Origin of the sequence: Streptomyces sp. CB02923, from assembly GCF_001905005.1 — a bacterium.
Lineage (GTDB): Bacteria > Actinomycetota > Actinomycetes > Streptomycetales > Streptomycetaceae > Streptomyces.
This window is the reverse complement of sequence record NZ_LWKZ01000012.1, coordinates 320628-341357: the sequence shown is the minus strand read 5'-3', so window position 1 is coordinate 341357 and position 20730 is coordinate 320628. Positions and strand designations below refer to the sequence as shown.

Here is a 20730-nt window from a genome sequence, read left to right as displayed (position 1 = left end):
CGTCGTCACACCGCTCACCCCGTCACCTGTATGCAGTCGTTTACCGCCCGTTCTGCGGGTGACCCGGCAGGGCATGGAGACCGAGATCAGGCTGCGCGTCGACGGGCAGGCGTACGAGGTGACGGTGGATACGCGGACCACCGTGCTCGACGCGTTGCGGGAGCGGCTGGGGATCACCAGTCCGAAGAAGGGGTGTGATCACGGGCAGTGCGGCTCGTGCACCGTGCTGCTGGACGGGCGGCGCGCGACGACCTGTCTCGCGCTGGCCGTGTCGTACGACGGCGCGGAGATCACCACGGCCGAGGGGCTGGGCGAGGGCGGCGAACTGCACCCCCTACAGCAGGCCTTCGTCGACCACGACGCGCTCCAGTGCGGGTACTGCACGCCGGGCCAGGTGTGTTCGGCGGTGGGTGTGCTGCGGGAGGCGGCTCAGGGGTGGCCGAGTGCGGTCACCGAGGTGGGCGCGGAAGGGGGCATCGCTCCGGAGGCGCTGGACCACGACGAGATCGCCGAGCGGATGAGCGGCAATCTGTGCCGCTGCGGGGCGTACGTGAACATCGTTCCGGCCGTCGCGGCCGCCGCCGAGGCCGAGGGGGCGGACCGGTGAAGCCCTTCCGGTACGAGCGTGCCACCGACGCCGCCGGGGCCGTGGCCTCCGTGGCGGCGCACCCCGGGGCCGCGTTCCTGGGCGCCGGCACCAATCTGGTGGATCACTTGAAGCTCGGTATCACCGCCCCCGACCTGCTGGTCGACGTCACCCGGCTCCCCCTGGACCGGGTGGAGGAGCTGGACGACGGCGGACTCCGGGTCGGGGCGAACGTGCGGAACGCCGACCTCGCCGCCCACCCCGCCGTACGGACGCGCTACCCGGTCCTCTCCCAAGCGCTGCTCTCCGGGGCGTCCGGACAGCTGCGCAACCTCGCGACCACCGGAGGCAACCTCCTCCAGCGCACCCGCTGCGCCTATTTCCAGGACCGCGGCGCGCCCTGCAACAAACGCGATCCCGGCTCCGGCTGCGCGGCCCTGGACGGCTGGACCCGCTACCACGCCGTCCTCGGCGCCTCCTCGCACTGTGTGGCCGTGCACCCCTCCGACATGGCGGTGGCGTTGACCGCCCTGGACGCGGTGGTCGTGACGCTCGGCCCGGACGGCGAGCGCCGGATCCCGCTCACCGAATTCCACCGGCTGCCCGGTGACGCGCCGCACCGCGACACGGTTCTGCGGCACGGCGAGCTGATCACCGCCGTCGAGCTGCCCGCCCTGCCGTACGCGGCCCGCTCCCGCTACCGCAAGGTCCGCGACCGCGCCTCGTACGCGTTCGCGCTGGTCTCCGTGGCGGTGGCGCTCGACCTGGAGGACGACGGCCGCACCGTACGGGAGGCGCGGATCGCGCTGGGCGGGGTCGCGCACAAACCGTGGCGGGCCGTACGCGCCGAGCGGGCGCTGCGCGGGCTGCCGGCCACGGAGGAGAGCTGCCGTACGGCCGCGGAGGCCGAGACGGCCGACGCGCATCCGCTGCGGGACAACGCGTTCAAGGTTCCGCTGGTCCACGGCACGCTGGTCGCCGTCGTACGCGAACTCGTACCGGAGTCTCCGGGACGCTTGGAGGGGTCACGATGACGAGTACGTCCGAGAGCCGGACCGGCAACGAGAACCGGCCCGCGGGCCCGGCCCGCCCCCGTGCCGTCGGTGCGGACCAGGAGCGCGCCGATGCCCGGGACAAGGTGCTCGGCAGGGCGACGTACGCCTTCGAGCACCCGATGGAACGTCCCTGCTACGCGCACGCCGTGCTGTCCTCCGTCCCCCGCGGCCGCATCACGGCCGTCGACACCGAGGCCGCGCGCCAGGAGGACGGCGTCATCACCGTATTGACGCACGAGAACGCCGAGCGGCTGGCGTCCACCGAGGACGCGGAGCTGGCGGTCCTGCAGAGTGCGGAGGTGGCGTTCCACGGGCAGATCGTGGGGGCGGTGGTGGCCGAGACCCCGGAGGCGGCGCGGGAAGCGGCGTCGCTCGTACGGTTCACGTACTCCGAAGAACCGCACGAATCCGAACTGAAACCGGGCGAGAGTGAGCTGTACCGGCCGGAGTCGGCCAACGGTGGTGCCGACACGGACAGTGTGCTGGGCGACCTGGACTCCGCCATGGAGGCGGCCCTGGCCGACCCGGGCGCGGTGGCGCTGGACGAGACGTACGTGACCGCGATGACCCACTGCAACCCGATGGAGCCGCACGCCACGATCGCCCTGTGGCAGGACGGCGACCTGACGCTGTACGACTCCAGCCAGAGCGTGCATGGGCACAGCAAGATCCTGGCCGGGGTGTTCGGGCTCGACACCGCGCGGGTGCGGATGATCTGCCCGTACGTGGGCGGCGGCTTCGGCTCGAAGGGCGAACCGCACGCCCACTCCGTGCTCGCGACGCTGGCCGCGCGGGCGCTGCCCGGACGGCCGGTCAAGCTAGCGCTGACCCGGCAGCAGATGTTCACCCTGGTCGGCTACCGCACCCCCACGTACCAGTGGGTACGGCTCGCGGCCGGGGCCGACGGGCGGCTCACCGGCATCGGCATGGACGCCGTCGAGCAGACCTCGCGCATCAAGGAGTACGCGGAACAGTCCGCCAACCCGACGCGGACCCTGTACGCGGCGCAGCACCGGCGCACCACCCACCGGCTCGCGGCGCTCGACGTGCCGGTGCCGTCCTGGATGCGGGCGCCCGGCGAATGCCCCGGTATGTACGGGCCCGAGGTCGCCATGGACGAACTCGCCGAACGCCTCGGCATGGACCCCGTCGAGTTGCGCATCCGCAACGACGCGCCGGTGGACCCGGAGACGGGCAAGCCCTACTCCAGCCGCAACCTGGTCGCCTGCCTGCGGGAGGGTGCCCGCCGCTTCGGCTGGCAGGAGCGCGATCCGCGTCCGGGCGTACGGCGGGACGGCCGGTGGCTGGTCGGTACGGGCGTCGCCTCGTCGGCCTACCCGGTCAACCGGATGCCCGGTTCGGCGGCGTCGGTCCGGTACGGGTCCGACGGGCGCTACCGGGTCGACATCGGGGCGGCGGACCTCGGGACCGGCGCGTGGACGGTGCTGGCCCAGATCGCCGCGGACGCGCTGGACGTACCCGTCGACCGCGTCGAGCTGCGCATCGGCGACACCGCCCTGCCGAACGCGACCGTCGCCGGGGGCTCCTCGGGTACGGCGATGTGGGGTTCGGCGATCATGGCGGCGGCGGAGGCGTTCCGTAAGCGCTACGGGCACGACCCCTCCGACGGCGACGAGGAACGGGCCGAGACCCCCGCCAACCCGCACGCCGAACGCTTCGCGATGCACGCCTTCGGGGCCCAGTTCGCCGAGGTACGGGTGGATGCCGACACCGGCGAGGTACGGGTGTCCCGCCTCCTCGGCGTCTTCGCGGCCGGCCGCATCATCAACCCGCGCACCGCCCGCTCCCAGCTGATCGGCGGCATGACGATGGGCCTGTCCATGGCGCTCCACGAGGAAGCCGTGACGGACCCGCGCTACGGCTCCCTCGTCAACCACGACCTGGCGAACTACCACATCACGGCCAACGCGGACGTACAGCGCGTCGAGGCCCACTGGATCGACGAGGACGACCCGTACGTCAATCCGCTGGGCGCCAAGGGCATCGGCGAAATCGGCATCACGGGCACCGCGGCGGCCGTCGTCAACGCGGTCCGGCACGCGACGGGGGTGCGGGTGCGGGAGGTGCCGGTGACGTTGGACAAGGTGCTGGAAGGGCTGGCCGGTCAGTAGCGGGAGGGCTCCTTCACGACTCTGAGGAATGCCGCCCAGGCGGGCGCGGAGAAGAGGAGGTGCGGGCCGTCCGGGCGGTTGCTGTCACGTACGGGCACGGGTGAGCGGGGCGGGAGGCCGTCGGCTATCTCCAGGCATTCGCCCTGGCCGCCGCTGTAGGTGCTCTTGCGCCAGGTGACGTCTGCCGCGAGATTCACGGTCGGCCTTCTAGGCCATGACCGTTCACTCGTCGGCGTCGGGCGTGGCCAGAAGTGCGGCGGATGAATCAACCATGGTGGTGAACCTTCACGGCTGCGAGGAAGTCCGCCCAGGCGGAGGCGGGGAAGAGAAGGTGCGGGCCATCGGGGCGCTTGCTGTCGCGTACGGGTACGGGTGAGCGGGGCGGGAGGCCGGTGGCTATCTCCAGGCATTCGTCCTGGCCGCCGCTGTACGTGCTCTTACGCCACGTGACGTTCTCGAAATTCACGCTCGGTGCTCCTTGGCGACGCGCTTGATCCGGGCCACTGACTCCGCTGGTGAAAGCGCGGACGTACGGGCATCGGCGAACAGCTCGCGATAGCGCGCGACTTCCGGCTCCCGTTCGAGCCACACCGCGCCGGTGGGGTTCTCCGCCCGCACGACGTCCAGCGCCGACACCTGCGGAAAGCTCAGCAGTAGATACGGTCCGAACATACCTGCGTGCGCGCCCCTGGAGAACGGCAGAACCTGAACCGTGACGTTCGGCTCCTCGGCGATGGCCGCGAGGTGTTCGAGCTGGGCACGCATCACCGCCGGGCCACCGACCTGCTGAAGCAGTACGCCTTCGGTCACCACGGCCCACATGGTGAGCCTCGGTTCGTTCGTGAGGCGTTCCTGGCGGGCCAGCCTGACATGGACGAACTGCTCGATCTCTTCCGGAGAGTGCCAAGCTCTGGACGCCACGGTCACGGCGCGTACGTAAGCCGGTGTCTGCAGAAGTCCCGGGACGAGCTGGCATTGGAATGTCTTGATGGTGTCGGAAACGGCCTCCAGCGCGATGTAGTCGCGGTAGGTATCCGCAAGGACCTGCCCGTACTGGTTCCACCACCCGTCCCGACGGCGGCGATTCGCGGTGCGCGCCAGGATGGTGAGGCGCTCAAGCGTGCTCGCGTCCCTCACTCCGTAGGTGTCCAACAACGCCACGAGGTCCGGCGTCCGAAGGGGGACGCGTCCGTTCTCGATGCGGCTGATCTTGCCTTTGGTGCAGTCCAGGGCTTCGGCAGCCATGGCCGTGGAGAGACCCGCCGCCTCGCGGAAGCCGCGTAGCTCCTCGCCCAGTTGACGTCCCAGGACGGTCGATGGGTGAACCGTCGATTGCTGCGCTGTCATGCCAACCTCCCGGTGGAGGAGCCAAGTTTGGACGGTCGACGTCGCCAGGATCAACACCGATTCACCCGTTCGTGGATGCATTCAACGTTGCATGAGTCTTCGTCGTAGGTGCAGTCTGCTGGGCATCCGTTCTCGCACCCTTCGAAGGGTCCGCCATGATCGAGAGTTCGCCTCGCCCTGCCTCCGCCACCTATTGCCTCCCCCGGAACCGGAGAAGCCCCGGCCGGGCGCGGCTGCTCTTCCGGGATTGGGCCGTCTCGCTGGGTCTCGGACCCACGGCCGTCGAGACCGGCGAGCTGATCCTCGGCGAACTCGCCGCGAACGCGGTACTGGCCTCCACCGGGCCGGGGCGGTACATCGAACTGCGGTTCGCGCTGGTCGACGGCGCGCTGCGGATCGAGGTGTCGGACGCCGGCGACGGCACCCCCGTCGTCCGGCAGCCGAAGCCGCTCGACGAGCACGGCCGGGGCATGGTGCTCGTCGGGGCGCTCGCGGACAAGTGGGGTGTGGCCGTCCGGTCCGGGCCGGGCAAGACCGTCTGGGTCGTGCTCGAACTCAGTGGTCCAGACCCATTGACGGCGTGCTGACGCGGAGCTTACGTTCCTGTGCATCGATTGGAAACTTTCCTAACAGATCGCGCAGCGAGAGGCGAGGCGGGCGTCATGGCCGGAGGGCAGGGCGGGCAGGGTACTCCCGGGACGCCGCGGGTGTTGCGGGCCATGAACGACCGGGCCGCGCTCGACCTGCTCGTGTCACAGGGGCCGTTGACGCGGACGCAGATCGGCGAGCTGACCGGGCTGTCCAAGCCGACCGCCTCGCAGCTGCTGGGTCGGCTGGAAGCGGCCGGACTGGTGCGCACGACGGGCAACGTGACCGGGCGGCCGGGCCCGAACGCCCAGCTGTACGAGGTGAACCCGGACGCCGCGTACGTCGCCGCGCTCTCCGTCGACCAGAGCGGGATCACCGCCGCGGTCGCCGACGTCACCGGGCGCGTGCTCGGTGAGGAGCGGGTCGGTACGGACGCCGTGGACGAGGACGCGCCCCGCAAGACGGCGCAGGTGGTCGCGGCGGCGGTGGACGGCGCCCTGGCCAAGGCCGGGCTGGCGCGCGAGCGGCTGCACGGGGCAGTGATCGGCACGCCCGGCGCGCTCGACCCGCAGACCGGCGTGCTGCGGTACGCGCCGCACCTGCCCGGCTGGCACTCGCGGACGCTCAAGGAAGAGCTGACCGGGGTGCTGGGCGTACCGATCGTGATCGAGAACGACGTGAATCTGGCGGCGGTCGCCGAACAGCACGACGGTTCCGCGCAAGATTTCGACGACTTCGTACTGGTGTGGGCCGACGAGGGGGTCGGCGCCGCCATCGTGCTCGGCGGGCAGTTGCTGCGGGGCGCCACGGGCGGCGCGGGCGAGATCGGCTACATGCCGCTGCCGGACGCGCCGCTCTCCCGGGGCGGGGACCTCAGCGCGGCCCGGCCGGACGCCGGCGGGGGCTTCCAGCGGCTCGTCGGGTCGCCGAGCGTGGTGGAGCTGGCGCGGGAGTACGGGGTGGAGGACGCCCGTACGGTCGACGAGGCGATGGCCGACGACGGCGTGCGCGCCGAGGTCGCGCGGCGGCTGACGACCGGGCTGGCCGCGGTGGTCGCCGTCGTGGACCCCCGGCTGGTGGTGCTCTCCGGCGAAGTGGCCCAGGCGGGCGGCGAAGCCCTGCGGGAGCTGGTCGAGGAGGAATTCACCGGGCTCGCGCTGCCCCGGCCGGAACTCCGGATCAGCAATATCGAGGGACAGCCGATCCTCATCGGGGCGCTGCGAACGGCGCTCGCCGAGGCGCGTAACTCCGTGTTCGACACGGCGTGATGAGGCGGTACAGGGGTCCCGGAACGGTGCGATTAGCCGACGGGCCCACCGGGCGCGCCGAACGCACCGGGCGCGCCGTCGGCGAAAGCCCCGTACTCCCCGCATTCCCCGTACTCCCCTCACTCTTCAGTTCTCGCATGACCTTCTGTCATCACCCCTGCCGTAAAGGAAGTCCGCCATGCGTCCGCGTATGCGCATCTGCCTGTCGGCGGCGCTCGCCGGGGCCGGTCTGATTCTTTCGGGCTGTGCCAATCCGAGCGTCGGCAGCGACCGCGACGACCCGACCGAACCCGTCACGCTGAAGTTCTGGCACGGCTGGTCCAACCCGGCCGAGGTGAAGGCGATCGACGACAGTATCGCCCGTTTCGAGAAGCTGCATCCGAACATCAGGGTGAAGACGGTCAACAACGTCACGGACGCGACGGTGAACCAGGCGCTGCGCGCCGGCGGGGACGACGCTCCGGACGTGGTGTCGTCGTTCACCACCAACAACGTGGGGCAGTACTGCTCGTCCGGCATGTGGGTGGATCTCGATCCGTTCATGAAGAAGACGGGTGTGCAGAAGGAGAAGGTTTTCTCCAAGACGGTTCTGGATTACACGAAATACCAGGGCAATCAGTGTGCTCTGCCGCTGCTCGCGGATGCCTTCGGGCTGTACTACAACAAGGACGCGTTCAAGGAGGCCGGTATCGAACGGCCGCCGCGCACCATGTCCGAGTTCAAGCGGGACGCGGCCAAGCTGACCAAACGGAAGCCGGACGGGTCGTTGCAGCGCGCCGGGTTCGTACCCAACTTCCGGCTCTACCAGAACAGTCCGGACCGGATGTTCGCGCAGTGGGGTCCGGCCTATTTCGACGGCAAGGGCAAGGCGCAGCTGGCGAAGGACCCGCGCAGCAAGCAGTTCTTCGCCACGCAGCGGGAACTGATCGACGCGCAGGGCGGGTATGCCGCGCTGGAGAAGTTCCGTACGACGTTCGGTGACGAGATGTCGTCGCAGAGTTCCTTCATGACGCAGAAGGCGGCAATGCACCTGGACGGCGAGTGGCGCGGCCTGATGCTGAAGGACTCGAAGGCGAAGTTCGCCTGGGGGACGGCGCCGATGCCGGTGCCCGACGACCAGGCGGACACGTACGGGCGGGGCTATCTGACCGGCACGGTCGCGGGCATCGCGCACAGCAGCAAGCACCAGAACGCGGCGTGGGAACTGGTGAAGTTCCTGACGGTGGACACGGACCAGGTGGTGCGGTTCGCCAATGCCATCCACAACGTGCCGTCCACCCTCGCCGCGCTCAAGTCGCCGAAGCTGGACGCCGATCCGTCGTTCCGCACGTTCCTCGACATCGCGAAGAATCAGCACAGTACGGCGCTGCCGCCGTCCGTCAACGGCGGGCAGTACGTGGTCTCGCTACAGGACTTCTCGTACGACGTCGAGGCCGGAAAAGTGCCCGACCTCGACAAGGGCCTGCGTGAGCTCGATGCCCAGATAGACGCCGACAATCTCCAGTCCGTGAACTGACGGAGTCCTGCCATGTCCCTCCTCGAATCCTCCGGGCGCCCTTCCGCCGCATCGCGCCCGAAAGCTACGGCGCCGCGCCCGAAAGCTCCCGCGCTGCGCCGCAAACACACCCGGCAGCGGCTGCGCACGCTCGGTTTTCTCTCCCCCTGGCTGGTCGGTTTCAGCGTCTTCTTCGGCTATCCGCTGATCGCCACGGTCTATTTCTCGTTCATGCACTACAATCAGATCCAGCAGCCGTCGTTCGTCGGGCTGCGGAACTGGAAGTACGTCTTCACGCAGATGCCGCTCTTCGGCCCGGCGCTGTGGAACACGCTGTGGCTGGTCGTGGTGATGGTCGCGCTGCGCGTGGTCTTCGGTCTCGGCATCGGGATGCTGGTCACGAAGATCAAGTCGGGTGTCGGCCTGTTCCGTACGGCCTTCTACCTGCCGTATCTCGCGCCGCCGGTCGCGGCGACGGTCGCGTTCGTCTTCCTCCTCAACCCCGGCACCGGACCGGTCAACGACCTCCTGGAAGCCGTCGGCATCCCGGCGCCCGGCTGGTTCAACGACGCGGCCTGGGCGAAGCCGTCGCTGGTCATGCTCTCCCTGTGGGGCATCGGCGACCTGATGGTGATCTTCATGGCGGCGCTGCTGGACGTGCCGAAGGAGCAGTACGAGGCGGCCGAGCTGGACGGGGCCGGCCCCTGGGGCAAGTTCCGGTACGTGACGTGGCCGTCCATCACGCCGATCGTGATGTTCGCGGTGGTCACCGGGGTCGTACAGACCATGCAGTACTACACGCAGGCGCTGGTCGCCGGGAAGCTGGCCTCCGGCGTGACCATCGGCCCCGGCTCGGTCATCCAGCCCGGCTACCCCGACCACTCCACCCTCACCGTGCCGCAGCTCGTCTACTCGCTCGGCTTCCAGAACTTCAACACGGGCGCCGCGTGCGTGCTCTCGCTCGTGCTCTTCGTGATCGCCATGGCCGTCACCACCCTGCTGATGCGCAAGCGCGCCGGCCTGCTCCCGGCGGAGGACTGAACCGACATGACCACGACGACCCTGAGAGCGGGCGGCGCGCCGGCCCGTACCGGCACCACCGACCGGGGGCCCGCCCTGGCCCGCGCCCGCCGCAAGCGGCTGCTGCACTGGATAGCCGTGCACGCCCTCGCCATAGCCGCCGCGCTGTTCTTCGTCCTGCCGTTCGTCTTCGTCTTCCTGACCTCCGTGATGAGCGACGAGCAGGCGATGAGCGGCGAACTGTGGCCGCATGAATGGAACTGGTCGAATTACGCGACGGTCTTCCGGACGCCGGGCTTCCTGGACTGGTGGAAGAACTCGCTGATGTACGCGGGCCTGGGCACGCTGTTCACCGTCTGCTCGGCGATTCCGGTGGCGTACGCGCTCGCCAAGTTCCGTTTCCGCGGCCGGCGTACGGCGATGGTCATGGTGATTTCGACGATGATGCTGCCGCCGCAGGTCATCGTGATCCCCATGTACCTGGTGTGGGCGCAGCAGCTGCACCTGTCCGGTTCGCTGTGGCCGCTGCTGATCCCGATGGCGTTCGGTGACGCGTACTCCATCTTCCTGTTGCGGCAGTTCCTGCTGACCATTCCGCAGGAGTACATCGAGTCGGCGAAGGTGGACGGCTGCGGCGAAGTCCGCACGATGCTGCGTATCGTCGTGCCGATGGCGAAGCCGGGCATCGCGGCCATCGCACTGTTCCAGTTCTTCTACTGTTGGAACGACTACTTCGGGCCGCAGATCTACGCGGCGCAGAACCCCGCCGCCTGGACGTTGAGTTACGGACTCGAATCGTTCAAGAGCGCGCACAACGTCAACTGGAACCTGACCATGGCAGCGACGCTGCTCGTCATGGCCCCCGTCATCATCGTCTTCTTCTTCGCCCAGAAGGCTTTTGTCGAAGGCGTCACGCTCACCGGAGTGAAGGGCTGATCGATTCATGTTGTCGTCCGCCGGGGGAACGCCCCCGCATCCCCACCTCAAGATCGCAGTGGTCGGCGGAGGCTCGACCTACACCCCCGAACTCATCGACGGCTTCGCCCGGCTGCGGGATGCCCTGCCGCTGGCCGAACTGGTCCTGATCGACCCGGCCGCCGACCGCCTGGACCTGGTCGGCGGCCTGGCCCGGCGGATCTTCGCCCGGCAGGGGCACCCGGGCCGCATCTCGTGGACCTCCGACATCGACGCCGGCGTGGACGGCGCGGACGCGGTGCTGCTCCAGCTGCGCGTCGGCGGCCAGGCAGCCCGCAACCAGGACGAGACCTGGCCCCTGGAGTGCGGCTGCGTCGGGCAGGAGACCACCGGTGCGGGCGGGCTCGCCAAGGCGCTGCGCACCGTCCCGGTCGTCCTGGACATCGCGGAGCGCATCCGCCGCCGCAACCCCGACGCGTGGATCGTCGACTTCACCAACCCCGTCGGCATCGTCACCCGGGCGCTGCTGTCGCACGGCCACAAGGCCGTCGGCCTGTGCAACGTGGCCATCGGCTTCCAGCGGAAGTTCGCCCGGCTGCTCGGCATCGCGCCGGAGCGGGTCGAGCTGGAGCACGTCGGCCTGAACCACCTGACGTGGGAACGGTCCGTACGGGTGGATGGCGAGGACGTCCTGCCCCGGCTGATCGCCGAGCACGGCGCGGCCATCGCCGAGGACCTGCACATGCCGCGCTCGCTCGTGGACCGTCTCGGCGTCGTCCCGTCGTACTACCTGCGCTACTACTACCAGCACGACGAGGTCGTGGAGGAACTGCGCACCAAGCCGTCGCGCGCGGCGGAGGTCGCGGCCATCGAGAAGCAGCTGCTGGACATGTACGGCGACACCTCGCTGGACGAGAAGCCGGAACTGCTGGGCAAGCGCGGCGGCGCGTTCTACTCGGAGGCGGCGGTGGCGCTGACCTCGGCGCTGCTGAACGACACCGGCGACGTGCAGATCGTCAACACGCTCAACAACGGCACGCTGCCCTTCCTCCCCGACGACGCGGTGATCGAGGTACCGGCGACGGTGGACGCGGGCGGGGCGAAGCCGCTGCCCGTACGCCCCCTGGAACCGCTGTACTCGGGGCTGGTCGCCAACGTCACGGCGTACGAGCACCTCGCGCTGGAAGCGGCCCTCAAGGGCGGCCGGAACCGGGTCTTCGAGGCGCTGCTCGCCCACCCGCTCATCGGCCAGATCGCCTACGCGGACCGGCTGACCGACGAACTGATCGCGCACAACCGGGAGCACCTCACGTGGCTCTGAGCGAAGCCGAGGGGGCCGGGGCGGTGTCCGGGGAGGCGCGTACTTCTGCCTCTGCCGGGGCGATGTCCGGCGAGGCGCGTACTTCTGCCTCCGCCGGGCCGGGCGCCGACGGCCTGGCACTCGCCGTCGACGCGGGCAACAGCAAGACCGACGTGGCGCTGGTCGGCGCGGACGGGACGGTGCTGGCGACGGCCCGCGGCGGCGGCTTCCAGCCGCCGGTGGTCGGGGTGGCGCGGGCGGTCGGCGATCTGGCGGTGCTGGTCGACGCGGTACGCCAACGGGCCGGGGTCACCGGCCCGGTGGGCCGGATGTCGGCCTACCTGGCCAACGCCGACCTGCCCGCCGAGGAGAGCGAACTGGCCGCGGCGATCACCTCGTACGGGTGGGCCCGCACCGTCACCGTCGGCAACGACACCTTCGCGCTGCTGCGCGCCGGGCTCCGGGACCGCGTCGAACCGGTCGGTGTCGCGGTGGTGTGCGGCGCCGGGATCAACTGCGTGGGCCTGGGACACGGCGGACGCACCGCCCGGTTCCCCTCCGTCGGGCGGCTCTCCGGCGACTGGGGCGGCGGCGGTCACCTCGCCGAAGAGGCCCTTTGGTGGGCCGCGCGGGCCGACGACGGCCGCGGCGAACCGAGCGCGCTGGCCCGCGAGGTGCCCGCCCACTTCGGGCTGGCCACCATGCCGGAACTGATCGAGGCGATGCATCTGGGACGCATTCCCCGCGACCGCCGCTACGAGCTGACGCCGCTGCTGTTCGCGGTGGCCGCGGCCGGCGACGCGGTGGCGCGGGCCCTGGTGACCCGGCAGGCGGAGGAGATCGCGCTGCTGGCGTCGGTGGCGCTGGGACGGCTGGACCTGCTGGGCGAGCGGACGCCGGTGGTCCTGGGCGGCGGAGTCCTGGCCGCGCGGCACCCGCTCCTGCACGACCAGGTGACGCGTCTGCTGGCGGAGCGCGCCCCGAAGGCGGAACCGCGTGTGGTGACGGCGCCGCCGGTGCTGGGGGCCGCCTTGCACGCTCTGGACCAGGCCGGGGCGGGGACGGGGGCTTATGAGCGGGTGCGGGGGGAGTTCGGGCGGGGGTAGGTGGTGCGGGCGGGGGGAGTTCGTGCGCCTGTAGTTCGTGCGAGGGCTGTTCGGGCGCGGGTAGTTCGGGCGCGGGTAGTTCGTGCGGGGGCTGTTCGGGCGGGGTAGTTCGTGCGGGGATAGGGGGGTTGGTTCCGGCGTGGCGGCTGCGGTGGCTCGGCCGTACGCCGGAAACCCGTACACGCGTGCTCATTTCGGGAACCGTTTCCGGCGGGCCGTGCGTGAGGGAGGGCGGGGGCGCACGGAATGCCCGTCGAACGGGAGGGTTCGGCGGGGCCCGATCCGCACATGATCCAGGCAATAACGGTGTGGTTGTCAGTCCCTGCGGCCATACTGACTGCTGGCCGTGCATCTGTTCCCGTGCGCCCGTCGCGCGGGGCCGGGGCCGCCGTCCGCGACCAGGGGGAGGTTCCGTGTCCAACCCGCAGACCGGCACTGCGCCGCCGCCGTCGCCGTCCGGCGCCGCCGCCGGGTCCGCCCCCGCCACCTCCGCGGGCACCGGCGCCGCGGCCGGTGCGGGCTCCCTCGCCGGTACGGGCTCCGCCCCCGCCGCCCGGCGGCGTACGGCGTGGGCCGACGGAGTGGACCAGCTGCGGGCGGCAGCCACGACCGAGCCCGGCCGGCTGCGCATCATCGGCGCCGTACTGGCCTTCCTGGTCCTGGTGTTCGGCGCCGCCACGGCCTTGCAGGTCGCCGACAGGTCCGCCGCCGCTCGGGACGTCGTGGAGCGCAGCCAGCCCCTGACCGCGGACGCCGCGGACATCTACCGCTCGCTCGCCGACGCCGACACCACCGCCGCCGCCGGTTTCCTGGCCGGCGGCAAGGAGACCCAGGCCACCCGCGACCGGTACGAGGCCGACATCGCGACGGCCGCCCGGCTGCTGGCCAAGGCCTCGTCCAACACCAGCGGTTCGGACACCGCCGCCCGCCAGATAGGCAAGCTCAACAGCCTCCTCCCCCGGTACACGGGCCTGATCGAGACGGCCCGCACCAACAACCGGCAGGGCCTCCCCCTCGGCGGCGCCTACCTGCGCTACGCCAACGCGCAGATGCGCGACGAACTCCTCCCGGCAGCCCGCGGGTTGTACGTGACCGAGACGGCGCGCCTCGGCGAGGACTACGACTCCGCGAAGGCGTGGCCCTGGCTCGCGCTCGGCGCCGGGGTGCTGGCGCTCGGTGCCCTCGCCTGGGCCCAGCGCCGCAACCACCGCAGGACGAACCGCGTGTTCAACTACGGCCTGCTGGCCGCCACGACCGCCTCGGCCGTCGTCCTGCTGTGGCTGGTGGCCGGCCACACCGTGGCCCGCGCGGGCCTGACCACCTCGTACGAGAACGGTGCCAGGTCGCTGAAGGTGCTCAACGAGGCCCGTATCGACGCCCTCCAGGCCCGCGGCGACGAGAACCTGACGCTGGTCGCGCGCGGCGCCGTGGTGACCAAGGACCAGCAGGACTTCTACGAGGTCGGCTACCGCTCCGGCATGCAGGACCTGGCGGGCGCGGGCCATGCCGGAGCCGCCGCGGCGGACAGCAGACTGGGCGCGGCCCTGGCGCTCGCGGACGACGACACCGGCCGGCGGCCCGTCCGGGAGGCGGTCGAGACCGTACGGCAGTGGCAGGAGCGCCACGCCGAGGCCCGCGCCGCCGACGACCAGGGCGACTACGACCGGGCGCTGGCCAAGGTCATCGGCGGCGAGGCGGCGACCGGCCAGTCCTTCGACCGGGTGGACAGCAGGCTGGCCGAGGCCCTGACCCATGAGCAGCAGCAGTTCCGGCGGGCCGCCGCCGACGGGCGCGGGGCCCTGGTCGGGCTGGTGACCGGTGCCGTGGTGCTGGCCGTCCTGGGGGCGGCGGGCGCGGTGCTGGGCATCGGGCGCAGGCTTTCGGAGTACCGGTGATGAGGCCTGGTGAGGGCGACATGACGATGCGCGCGAAGGGCTGGCGGAACCTGCGGGCCGTACTGGCTCCGGTGGCGGCCGGAGTGTGCGTGATGGCGGCGACGGCCGCCGTCCTCGTCCCGGTGCTCGGCGGCGGCAGCCCGGCGCCCCGCCCCCTGCCCTACGGGACGGGCACCGCGCGTGCCGACGCCACGGCGGCGGACTGCACCCCCGCCAACGCCGCCGCGAGCCTGCGGCCTTCTCCGGACGGCGGCCCCGCGGTGGACCGGATCAAGGCCCGGGGGCGGCTGATCGTCGGCGTCGACCAGAACACGTACCGCTGGGGCTACCGCAATCCGGCCACCGGTGACCTGGTGGGCTTCGACATCGACCTGGTGCGGGCCATCGCCGAGGACATCCTCGGCGCCGACCCGAAGATCACGTTCCGGGCGATCCCCACCAACCAGCGCATCCCCGCCCTCCAGGAGCGCACCGTCGACCTGGTCGTACGGACCATGACCATCAACTGCGCCCGCAAACGGCAGGTCGCCTTCTCGACCGCCTACTTCCAGGGCGGACAGCAGGTCCTCGCGCCCAAGAACTCGACGATCACGGCCTTCGACGACTCGCTGAAAGGCAAGCGCGTCTGTACGGCGGCCGGCTCCACCGGAGAGGCCCGGCTCGCCGAGGAGCGGCACGGCGCCGAGGTCGTGACCGTACCGAACCAGCTCGACTGCCTGGTGCGCCTCCAGCTCGGCGAGGCCGACGCCGTGGTGACGGACAACGCGCTGGCCGCGGCGCAGGCCGCGCAGGACCCGACGGTGCAGCTGAAGGGGAAGCCGTTCACCGACGAGCCGTACGGGGTCGCGGTCAACCGCGCCGACACCGACCTGGTGCGGCGGGTCAACAAGGTGCTGGAGGACTACCGCGACGGCGGCGGCAAGAGCCGCTGGATGGCCGCCTACGAGAAGTGGCTGAAGGCGGACCTGCCAGGCATAACCAAGGCGCCCGAGCCCCAGTACAGCGACTGAGCCGTGCGGGGGCCGGGCGCGGCGCCGCACACCGGGCGGCGCGTGGTGGCGGGTCCGGACGGCCCGCCGTGGACCGGCGTACGCCCGTCGGCCGCGTCACCATGGAAGGAGAGCCGTCCGGCCGCGGGGCCGGAGAAGAGGAGACGGGAGGGGAGGGACGGGAGGGGAGGGACAGGAGGGGAGGGATGGGAGAGAGGAAAGGGGAGGAAGGAAGGGAAGGAAGGTAAGGGAAGGGGGAGGAGGCCGTAGGAGAGGCAGGAGGGCGAGCTGTGTCGGCGGGTAGGCGCGGCCACGGCTGCGCAGGGCGCCGCCACCACGCGCCGCCACCGCGCGGAGACGCCGCGCGGAGGTGCCGTGCGGAGACGCCGTGCGGAGACGCCGTGCGGAGACGCCGTGCGGAGGTGCCGTGCCCCGTGCCGCCGTATGCGACAGCCGCGGTGACCGTTACTGGCCGCCGCGCACCACACGCACTTTGGAGAGGTGATCGATGGGGGCCCCTGGACCCTTCCCCGGTTCCCCGGGGAAGTCCCACGACCCGGTGATGAGCCGGGAGGAGGTGGACCGCGCCCTGGGCCGGCTCGCTGCCGAGTACGAGGCGATCGAAACCTCGCTGCTCGCCCTGCAGGACCACGCGGGCCGCCGTCTCCTGGAGGGCGCCGGGCTCACCGGCATCACCAAGGACCGCTGGGCCGCCACCGAACAGTCCATCACCGTCCTGTGGGCGCACTTCGACGCGTACACGAAAGCGCTCACCACCGCCCGCGAGCTGCGCGCCCGGCGCCGCTGGCCGTCCCCCGACGACCTCGCCGAACTGACCGAGCTGCTCCGCGGCAGCCGCGCCACCGTCCCCGGCGCGGCCACCGTCGGCGGCGCGCCGCAGCCCGGCGGCGGCCCCGCCCGGCTCAGCGAGCAGTTCACCCTGGACGAGCTGGTCGAGCGGATGAACGGCCTGTACGCGACGGCCCTCGACGTGATCGTCTCCGCCGACGCCGTGTGGTCCACGCTGCCCGCGCGGATAGACCTGCTCGCCGCCGAACTGCGCCGCACACTGTCCCTGGCGCGATCGGTCGGCGTACGCCCGGGGGAACACCCGGCCGGCGACGACCTTGAGCGCATCACGTACGAGCTGACGCAGCTGCGCGCCCAGGTGGTGTCCGACCCGCTGGCCTTCTGGGCCCCGCATGCCGACCGCAGCGCCGCACCCGGCGGCGGCCGCCCGGACACCGTCCGCTACGACCGCGCGGCGCGCGCCCTGGAGGACGCGCGGCGGGAGATCGAAGCGGTGCTGGACGTACGGCAGGACGCCGAACGCCGCCTGATGCAGCTGCGCGACGTGATCTCCCGGGCGGACCGTACGCTCACCGAGGCCCGGCAGGCGCGCGGCGAGGTGCTCGCGAAGATCGCCGCATCCGAGGTGCCCGCCGTCAGCGGCCCGTCCACGGCGCTGCACGAACAGCTGTCCACCGCCGCCGAGTACCGCCGGCACGCCCAGTGGCACCGCCTCTCCCCCCTCCTCGACACACTGGAGGAGCGCGCCGACGACGAACTGCACCGCGCCCGCGAATCGTTGACGGCGGTCACGGCCCCCCTGGCGGTACGGGCCGAGCTGCGCGGCCGCCTGGACGCGTACAAGGCGAAGGCCGCACGGCACGGCCTGGCCGAGGACCCGCTGCTGACCGAGCGCTACGACGCCGCGCGGCGGATGCTGTGGAGCGCGCCGTGCGATCTGCGGGTGGCCGGGCAGGCCGTACTGCGCTACCAGCAGGCCGTGGCCGAGGGCCTGTCGCCACAAGGGCCGGACCGCGGGCCGGCGGACGGACCATAGGGGGAAACATGAGCGAGGAGCGGACCGGCGGCGTCGCCTGCCAACGGCGCGAGTGCCCGGGGACGTACGAGGACGTGGGCGGCGGCGAACTGTACTGCGACACGTGCGGACTGGCACCGGTCGTGTCGCCGGAGGGGATGGTCGGTTCGCCGCCCACGGGGGTTACTGCGGCGCGGAGGGGTGGGGGTGGAGGGGCTCTTGGGGGTGGGGTGGCTGGGATGGCTGGGGCTGAGGGTGCTGGGTATGGGGCTGGTTCGGTGGGTTTGGCAGGTTCTGGGGGTTCGGCGGGCTCGGCGGGTTCTGGGGGCTCTGGAGGTTCGGCGGGCTCCGGCGGTTCTGGGGGCTCCGGGGGCTCTGGGGGCTCCGGGGGCTCTGGGGGCTCCGGAGGCTCCGTCGGCTTGGAAGGGGCGGCGGGCTCCGGTTCGGCGGGAGGCCGTGGTTCCGCTTCCGTGACGTCCGCGGGCGGGCGTACCTCCTCCTCCGGTTCCCGGACGTCGCGGCGCTCCGTCTCCGGCCGGCTCTCCCGTTCCGTGCCGGGCTCCTCGACGCGTTCGATGTCGGTGTCGGTGCGCAGTGCCGGCCGCGGCACCGGCTCCGGACCGTCCCGCGGCCGGCTGGGCGCGGGGCTGGTGTCGGTGCCGGAGGTGCCGCGCCCCGACCCGCGTACGGCCGTGCTGGAGAACCCGGAGGTCCCCGAGCGCAAGCGGTTCTGCAGCCGTGGCGACTGCGGCGCCCCGGTGGGCCGGGCGCGCGGCGACCGCACGGGCCGTACGGAAGGTTTCTGCACCAAGTGCGGCCACCCGTACAGCTTTGTGCCCAAGCTGCGCCCCGGCGATGTGGTGCACGGCAGCTACGAGGTCGTCGGCTGCCTGGCGCACGGCGGCCTGGGCTGGATCTACCTGGCGATCGACCGTGCGGTCTCCGACCGCTGGGTGGTGCTCAAGGGCCTGCTGGACACCGGCGACGAGGAAGCCCTCGCCGTGGCCGCTTCCGAGCGCCGCTTCCTCGCCGAGATCGAACACTCCAACATCGTCCGCATCTACAACTTCGTCGAGCACCTGGACCGTGCGACCGGCAGCCTGGACGGCTACATCGTCATGGAGTACGTCGGCGGCAAGTCCCTCAAGGACATCGCCAACGAGCGGCGTACGGCGAACGGGCGCCGTGACCCGCTGCCGGTCGAGCAGGCGTGCGCGTACGGCATCGAGGCCCTGGAGGCGCTCGGCCACCTCCACAGCCGCAACCTCCTGTACTGCGACTTCAAGGTGGACAACGCCATCCAGCAGCACGACCAGCTCAAGCTGATCGACATGGGCGCGGTCCGCCGGATGGACGACGACGAGAGCGCGATCTACGGCACGGTCGGCTACCAGGCGCCCGAGGTCGCCGTGGCGGGCCCGTCCGTCGCCTCCGACCTCTACACGGTCGCCCGCACCCTCGCCGTGCTCACCTTCGACTTCCAGGGCTATACGAACATCTTCGCGGACTCGCTGCCCGACCCCGACAACATCGAGGTCTTCCGTGCGTACGAGTCCTTCTACCGCCTGCTGGTACGCGCCACCGACCCCGACCCGGCCCGGCGTTTCTCGTCGGCGGAGGAGATGGCCGAGCAGCTGACGGGCGTGCTGCGGGAAGTCATGGCGCTCCGTACGGGGGAACAGCGGCCCGCGCTGTCCACGCTGTTCGGGCCGGAGCTGCGTGTCGTGGACACGGACGTGGTGGCGCCTGCGGAGGGGGACACGTCCCTGCTGGGCGCCCGCGCGGTGGCGGCCGGGCGGACCCGGACGGAACGGAAGGGGCGAGCAGGGCGGGAAGGGAAGGCGAGGCGGGCAGGGCGGGGCGCGGGGAACGCGGTGGTCGGTCCGGCCACCGGGGTCGGCGCGCCCGGCGGGATCGGAGGGAGCGGTGGGGTCGGAGGGAGCGGTGTCGCCGTTCCCGCTCAGGTCGCCTACGAGGTGACATCGGCCACCGGCCCGCAGACGATGACCGGCGGCGCGGGAGCCGCAGCCGGGACCGTAACCCCGGCTGCCACCGGAGCCGGAGCGGCAGCCGTGGCGGCCGGCGGGCCCCCCGGCGCACCCGCGCTCCGCCCCCTCGACACCGGGCTCGCCGTACTCGCCCTGCCCGTACCGCGCGTCGACCCCGCCGACCCGAACGCGGGTTTCCTGGCCGGTCTGCTGGCCGCCGCACCCGCGGAGCTGGTCAGCGCGTTGCGCGCGGCGCCCGCCGACACGATAGAAACCCGGCTGCGCAAGCTGCGGGCCCAGTTGGAGAGGGGTGACGGCGCGGCGGCCCTGCACGAACTGCGCGGCATCGAGACCGAGCCGGGCCAGGGCTGGGCCGAGGACTGGCGGGTGGTCTGGTACCGCGGCCTGGTGGCGTTGACGAACGGGGACCGCGAGACGGCGGCCCTGTCGTTCGACGCGATGTACGACGCCTTCCCCGGCGAGTCCGCGCCGAAGCTGGCGCTCGCCGTCTGCGCCGAGGTGCTGGGGCAGCTGGACAACGCGGCCGAGTACTACCGGCTGGTGTGGGCCGCCGACCACAGTTACGTCAGCGCGGCGTTCGGGCTGGCCCGGGTGCGGCTGGCGGACGGTGACCGGACCGGAGCGGTGGCCGCCCTGGAATCCGTACCGGAATCCTCCATTCACTACACTGCGGCGCGTATCGCGGCGATCCGGGCCCGGCTGCGGCAACGGCCCGCCCACGACGCGCTGCTGGACGACCTGCGGGCGGCAGCCGGGCAGGTCGGACAGCTGGCGGACTCCGGGCTGGACGCGGAACGCCGCGAACAGCTCACGACCGAAGTGCTGGGCTGCGCCCTCGACTGGGTACTCTCCGGTAGCCGCGGTGCCGAGCAGCGGGGGCGTACATTGCCGTCCGGGGCCCTGAGTCCCGGTTCCGGCGGCACCGCCGCCCGGCCCGGTCTGCTCGGCAGCGCACTGGACGAACGCGGCCTGCGGTTCGGTCTGGAGCGGTCGTTCAGACTGCTCGCCCGGCTGGCGCAGCGCGGCGAGGAAAGGATCGAGCTGGTGGAACGGGCCAACCGCTTCCGCCCCAGGACGTGGGTGTGACATGGGTGTGACAGGGCCGTTCCGGTGTGCGAGCTGCAGTGAGCCGCTCGAACCGGGGGACAACTACTGCGGGTTCTGCGGCGCCGACGTCGTGGCGCCCGCCGGGCCGGGCGG

General features: G+C 71.7%; 17 protein-coding genes. 14 read left to right on the top strand and 3 right to left on the bottom strand.

The window, feature by feature from the left end; all coding sequences use genetic code 11:
* The first annotated feature begins 58 nt into the window (after positions 1-58).
* Genes A6A06_RS13120 through A6A06_RS13110 form a run of 3 tightly spaced genes read left to right on the top strand, consistent with a single transcriptional unit; the run spans position 59 to position 3773 of the window.
* Positions 59-607 (top strand): (2Fe-2S)-binding protein, encoded by a 549-nt coding sequence (locus A6A06_RS13120; protein WP_274535878.1) that lies wholly within the window; start codon positions 59-61, stop codon positions 605-607.
* Positions 604-1620 carry an FAD binding domain-containing protein gene (locus tag A6A06_RS13115; protein WP_073761381.1) on the top strand — a complete coding sequence of 339 codons (1017 nt, stop codon included), beginning with the start codon at positions 604-606 and terminating at the stop codon, positions 1618-1620. Before A6A06_RS13120 ends, A6A06_RS13115 begins: the two co-directional genes overlap by 4 nt.
* Positions 1617-3773 carry a xanthine dehydrogenase family protein molybdopterin-binding subunit gene (locus A6A06_RS13110; protein ID WP_073761380.1) on the top strand — a complete coding sequence of 719 codons (2157 nt, stop codon included), beginning with the start codon at positions 1617-1619 and terminating at the stop codon, positions 3771-3773. Before A6A06_RS13115 ends, A6A06_RS13110 begins: the two co-directional genes overlap by 4 nt.
* On the opposite strand, the gene A6A06_RS13105 is transcribed toward A6A06_RS13110, so the two are convergent.
* The 3 genes from A6A06_RS13105 to A6A06_RS13095 form a co-directional block, all read right to left on the bottom strand.
* Positions 3767-3970 carry a DUF397 domain-containing protein gene (locus A6A06_RS13105; protein ID WP_073761379.1) on the bottom strand — a complete coding sequence of 68 codons (204 nt, stop codon included), beginning with the start codon at positions 3968-3970 and terminating at the stop codon, positions 3767-3769. The genes A6A06_RS13110 and A6A06_RS13105 overlap by 7 nt on opposite strands.
* A gap of 68 nt (positions 3971-4038) precedes the next feature.
* Positions 4039-4239: a DUF397 domain-containing protein gene (locus A6A06_RS13100; RefSeq protein ID WP_073761378.1), complete on the bottom strand. Its 201-nt coding sequence runs from the start codon at positions 4237-4239 to the stop codon at positions 4039-4041.
* Positions 4236-5120, bottom strand: coding sequence for a helix-turn-helix domain-containing protein (locus A6A06_RS13095; protein ID WP_073762120.1), 885 nt, complete (start codon positions 5118-5120; stop codon positions 4236-4238). Before A6A06_RS13095 ends, A6A06_RS13100 begins: the two co-directional genes overlap by 4 nt.
* A 155-nt stretch (positions 5121-5275) precedes the next feature.
* Between A6A06_RS13095 and A6A06_RS13090 the strand changes: the two genes are divergently transcribed.
* The 11 genes from A6A06_RS13090 (at position 5276) to A6A06_RS13040 (ending at position 20616) form a co-directional block, all read left to right on the top strand.
* On the top strand, positions 5276-5707 hold the full coding sequence (locus A6A06_RS13090) for an ATP-binding protein (RefSeq protein ID WP_073761377.1): 432 nt from the start codon (positions 5276-5278) through the stop codon (positions 5705-5707).
* Positions 5708-5839: 132 nt separating this feature from the next.
* A complete protein-coding gene (locus tag A6A06_RS13085) occupies positions 5840-6976 on the top strand; it encodes an ROK family transcriptional regulator (protein ID WP_073761376.1) in 1137 nt (378 codons plus the stop codon).
* Positions 6977-7154: 178 nt separating this feature from the next.
* Positions 7155-8492, top strand: a complete 1338-nt coding sequence (locus A6A06_RS13080) for an ABC transporter substrate-binding protein (protein ID WP_073761375.1) — start codon at positions 7155-7157, stop codon at positions 8490-8492.
* A gap of 12 nt (positions 8493-8504) precedes the next feature.
* Positions 8505-9512 carry a carbohydrate ABC transporter permease gene (locus A6A06_RS13075; protein WP_199930851.1) on the top strand — a complete coding sequence of 336 codons (1008 nt, stop codon included), beginning with the start codon at positions 8505-8507 and terminating at the stop codon, positions 9510-9512.
* Positions 9513-9518: 6 nt separating this feature from the next.
* Positions 9519-10427, top strand: a complete 909-nt coding sequence (locus A6A06_RS13070; RefSeq protein WP_073761374.1) for a carbohydrate ABC transporter permease — start codon at positions 9519-9521, stop codon at positions 10425-10427.
* A 7-nt stretch (positions 10428-10434) separates the two neighbouring features.
* A complete protein-coding gene (locus tag A6A06_RS13065) occupies positions 10435-11727 on the top strand; it encodes a 6-phospho-beta-glucosidase (protein WP_073761373.1) in 1293 nt (430 codons plus the stop codon).
* Between the two features lie 62 nt (positions 11728-11789).
* Positions 11790-12812, top strand: coding sequence for an N-acetylglucosamine kinase (locus A6A06_RS13060; RefSeq protein WP_073761372.1), 1023 nt, complete (start codon positions 11790-11792; stop codon positions 12810-12812).
* Positions 12813-13225: 413 nt separating this feature from the next.
* Positions 13226-14707: a hypothetical protein gene (locus A6A06_RS13055; RefSeq protein WP_079193988.1), complete on the top strand. Its 1482-nt coding sequence runs from the start codon at positions 13226-13228 to the stop codon at positions 14705-14707.
* A gap of 20 nt (positions 14708-14727) precedes the next feature.
* Positions 14728-15717, top strand: coding sequence for a glutamate ABC transporter substrate-binding protein (locus tag A6A06_RS13050; RefSeq protein ID WP_073761371.1), 990 nt, complete (start codon positions 14728-14730; stop codon positions 15715-15717).
* Positions 15718-16204: 487 nt separating this feature from the next.
* A complete protein-coding gene (locus tag A6A06_RS13045; RefSeq protein ID WP_073761370.1) occupies positions 16205-17542 on the top strand; it encodes a hypothetical protein in 1338 nt (445 codons plus the stop codon).
* Between the two features lie 8 nt (positions 17543-17550).
* The gene (locus A6A06_RS13040; RefSeq protein WP_073761369.1) at positions 17551-20616 is read left to right on the top strand and encodes a serine/threonine-protein kinase; all 3066 of its coding nucleotides are present in this window, start codon (positions 17551-17553) and stop codon (positions 20614-20616) included.
* Positions 20617-20730 lie beyond the last annotated feature (114 nt).

Bases quoted from the DNA above. Each gene is read 5' to 3' on its own strand.
- A6A06_RS13110 (WP_073761380.1), top strand. From the start codon at position 1,617: ATGACGAGTACGTCCGAGAGCCGGACCGGCAACGAGAACCGGCCCGCG.
- A6A06_RS13095 (WP_073762120.1), bottom strand. From the start codon at position 5,120: ATGACAGCGCAGCAATCGACGGTTCACCCATCGACCGTCCTGGGACGT.
- A6A06_RS13090 (WP_073761377.1), top strand. From the start codon at position 5,276: ATGATCGAGAGTTCGCCTCGCCCTGCCTCCGCCACCTATTGCCTCCCC.
- A6A06_RS13085 (WP_073761376.1), top strand. From the start codon at position 5,840: ATGAACGACCGGGCCGCGCTCGACCTGCTCGTGTCACAGGGGCCGTTG.
- A6A06_RS13080 (WP_073761375.1), top strand. From the start codon at position 7,155: ATGCGTCCGCGTATGCGCATCTGCCTGTCGGCGGCGCTCGCCGGGGCC.
- A6A06_RS13075 (WP_199930851.1), top strand. From the start codon at position 8,505: ATGTCCCTCCTCGAATCCTCCGGGCGCCCTTCCGCCGCATCGCGCCCG.
- A6A06_RS13070 (WP_073761374.1), top strand. From the start codon at position 9,519: ATGACCACGACGACCCTGAGAGCGGGCGGCGCGCCGGCCCGTACCGGC.
- A6A06_RS13065 (WP_073761373.1), top strand. From the start codon at position 10,435: ATGTTGTCGTCCGCCGGGGGAACGCCCCCGCATCCCCACCTCAAGATC.
- A6A06_RS13060 (WP_073761372.1), top strand. From the start codon at position 11,790: ATGTCCGGCGAGGCGCGTACTTCTGCCTCCGCCGGGCCGGGCGCCGAC.
- A6A06_RS13050 (WP_073761371.1), top strand. From the start codon at position 14,728: ATGACGATGCGCGCGAAGGGCTGGCGGAACCTGCGGGCCGTACTGGCT.
- A6A06_RS13045 (WP_073761370.1), top strand. From the start codon at position 16,205: ATGGGGGCCCCTGGACCCTTCCCCGGTTCCCCGGGGAAGTCCCACGAC.
- A6A06_RS13040 (WP_073761369.1), top strand. From the start codon at position 17,551: ATGAGCGAGGAGCGGACCGGCGGCGTCGCCTGCCAACGGCGCGAGTGC.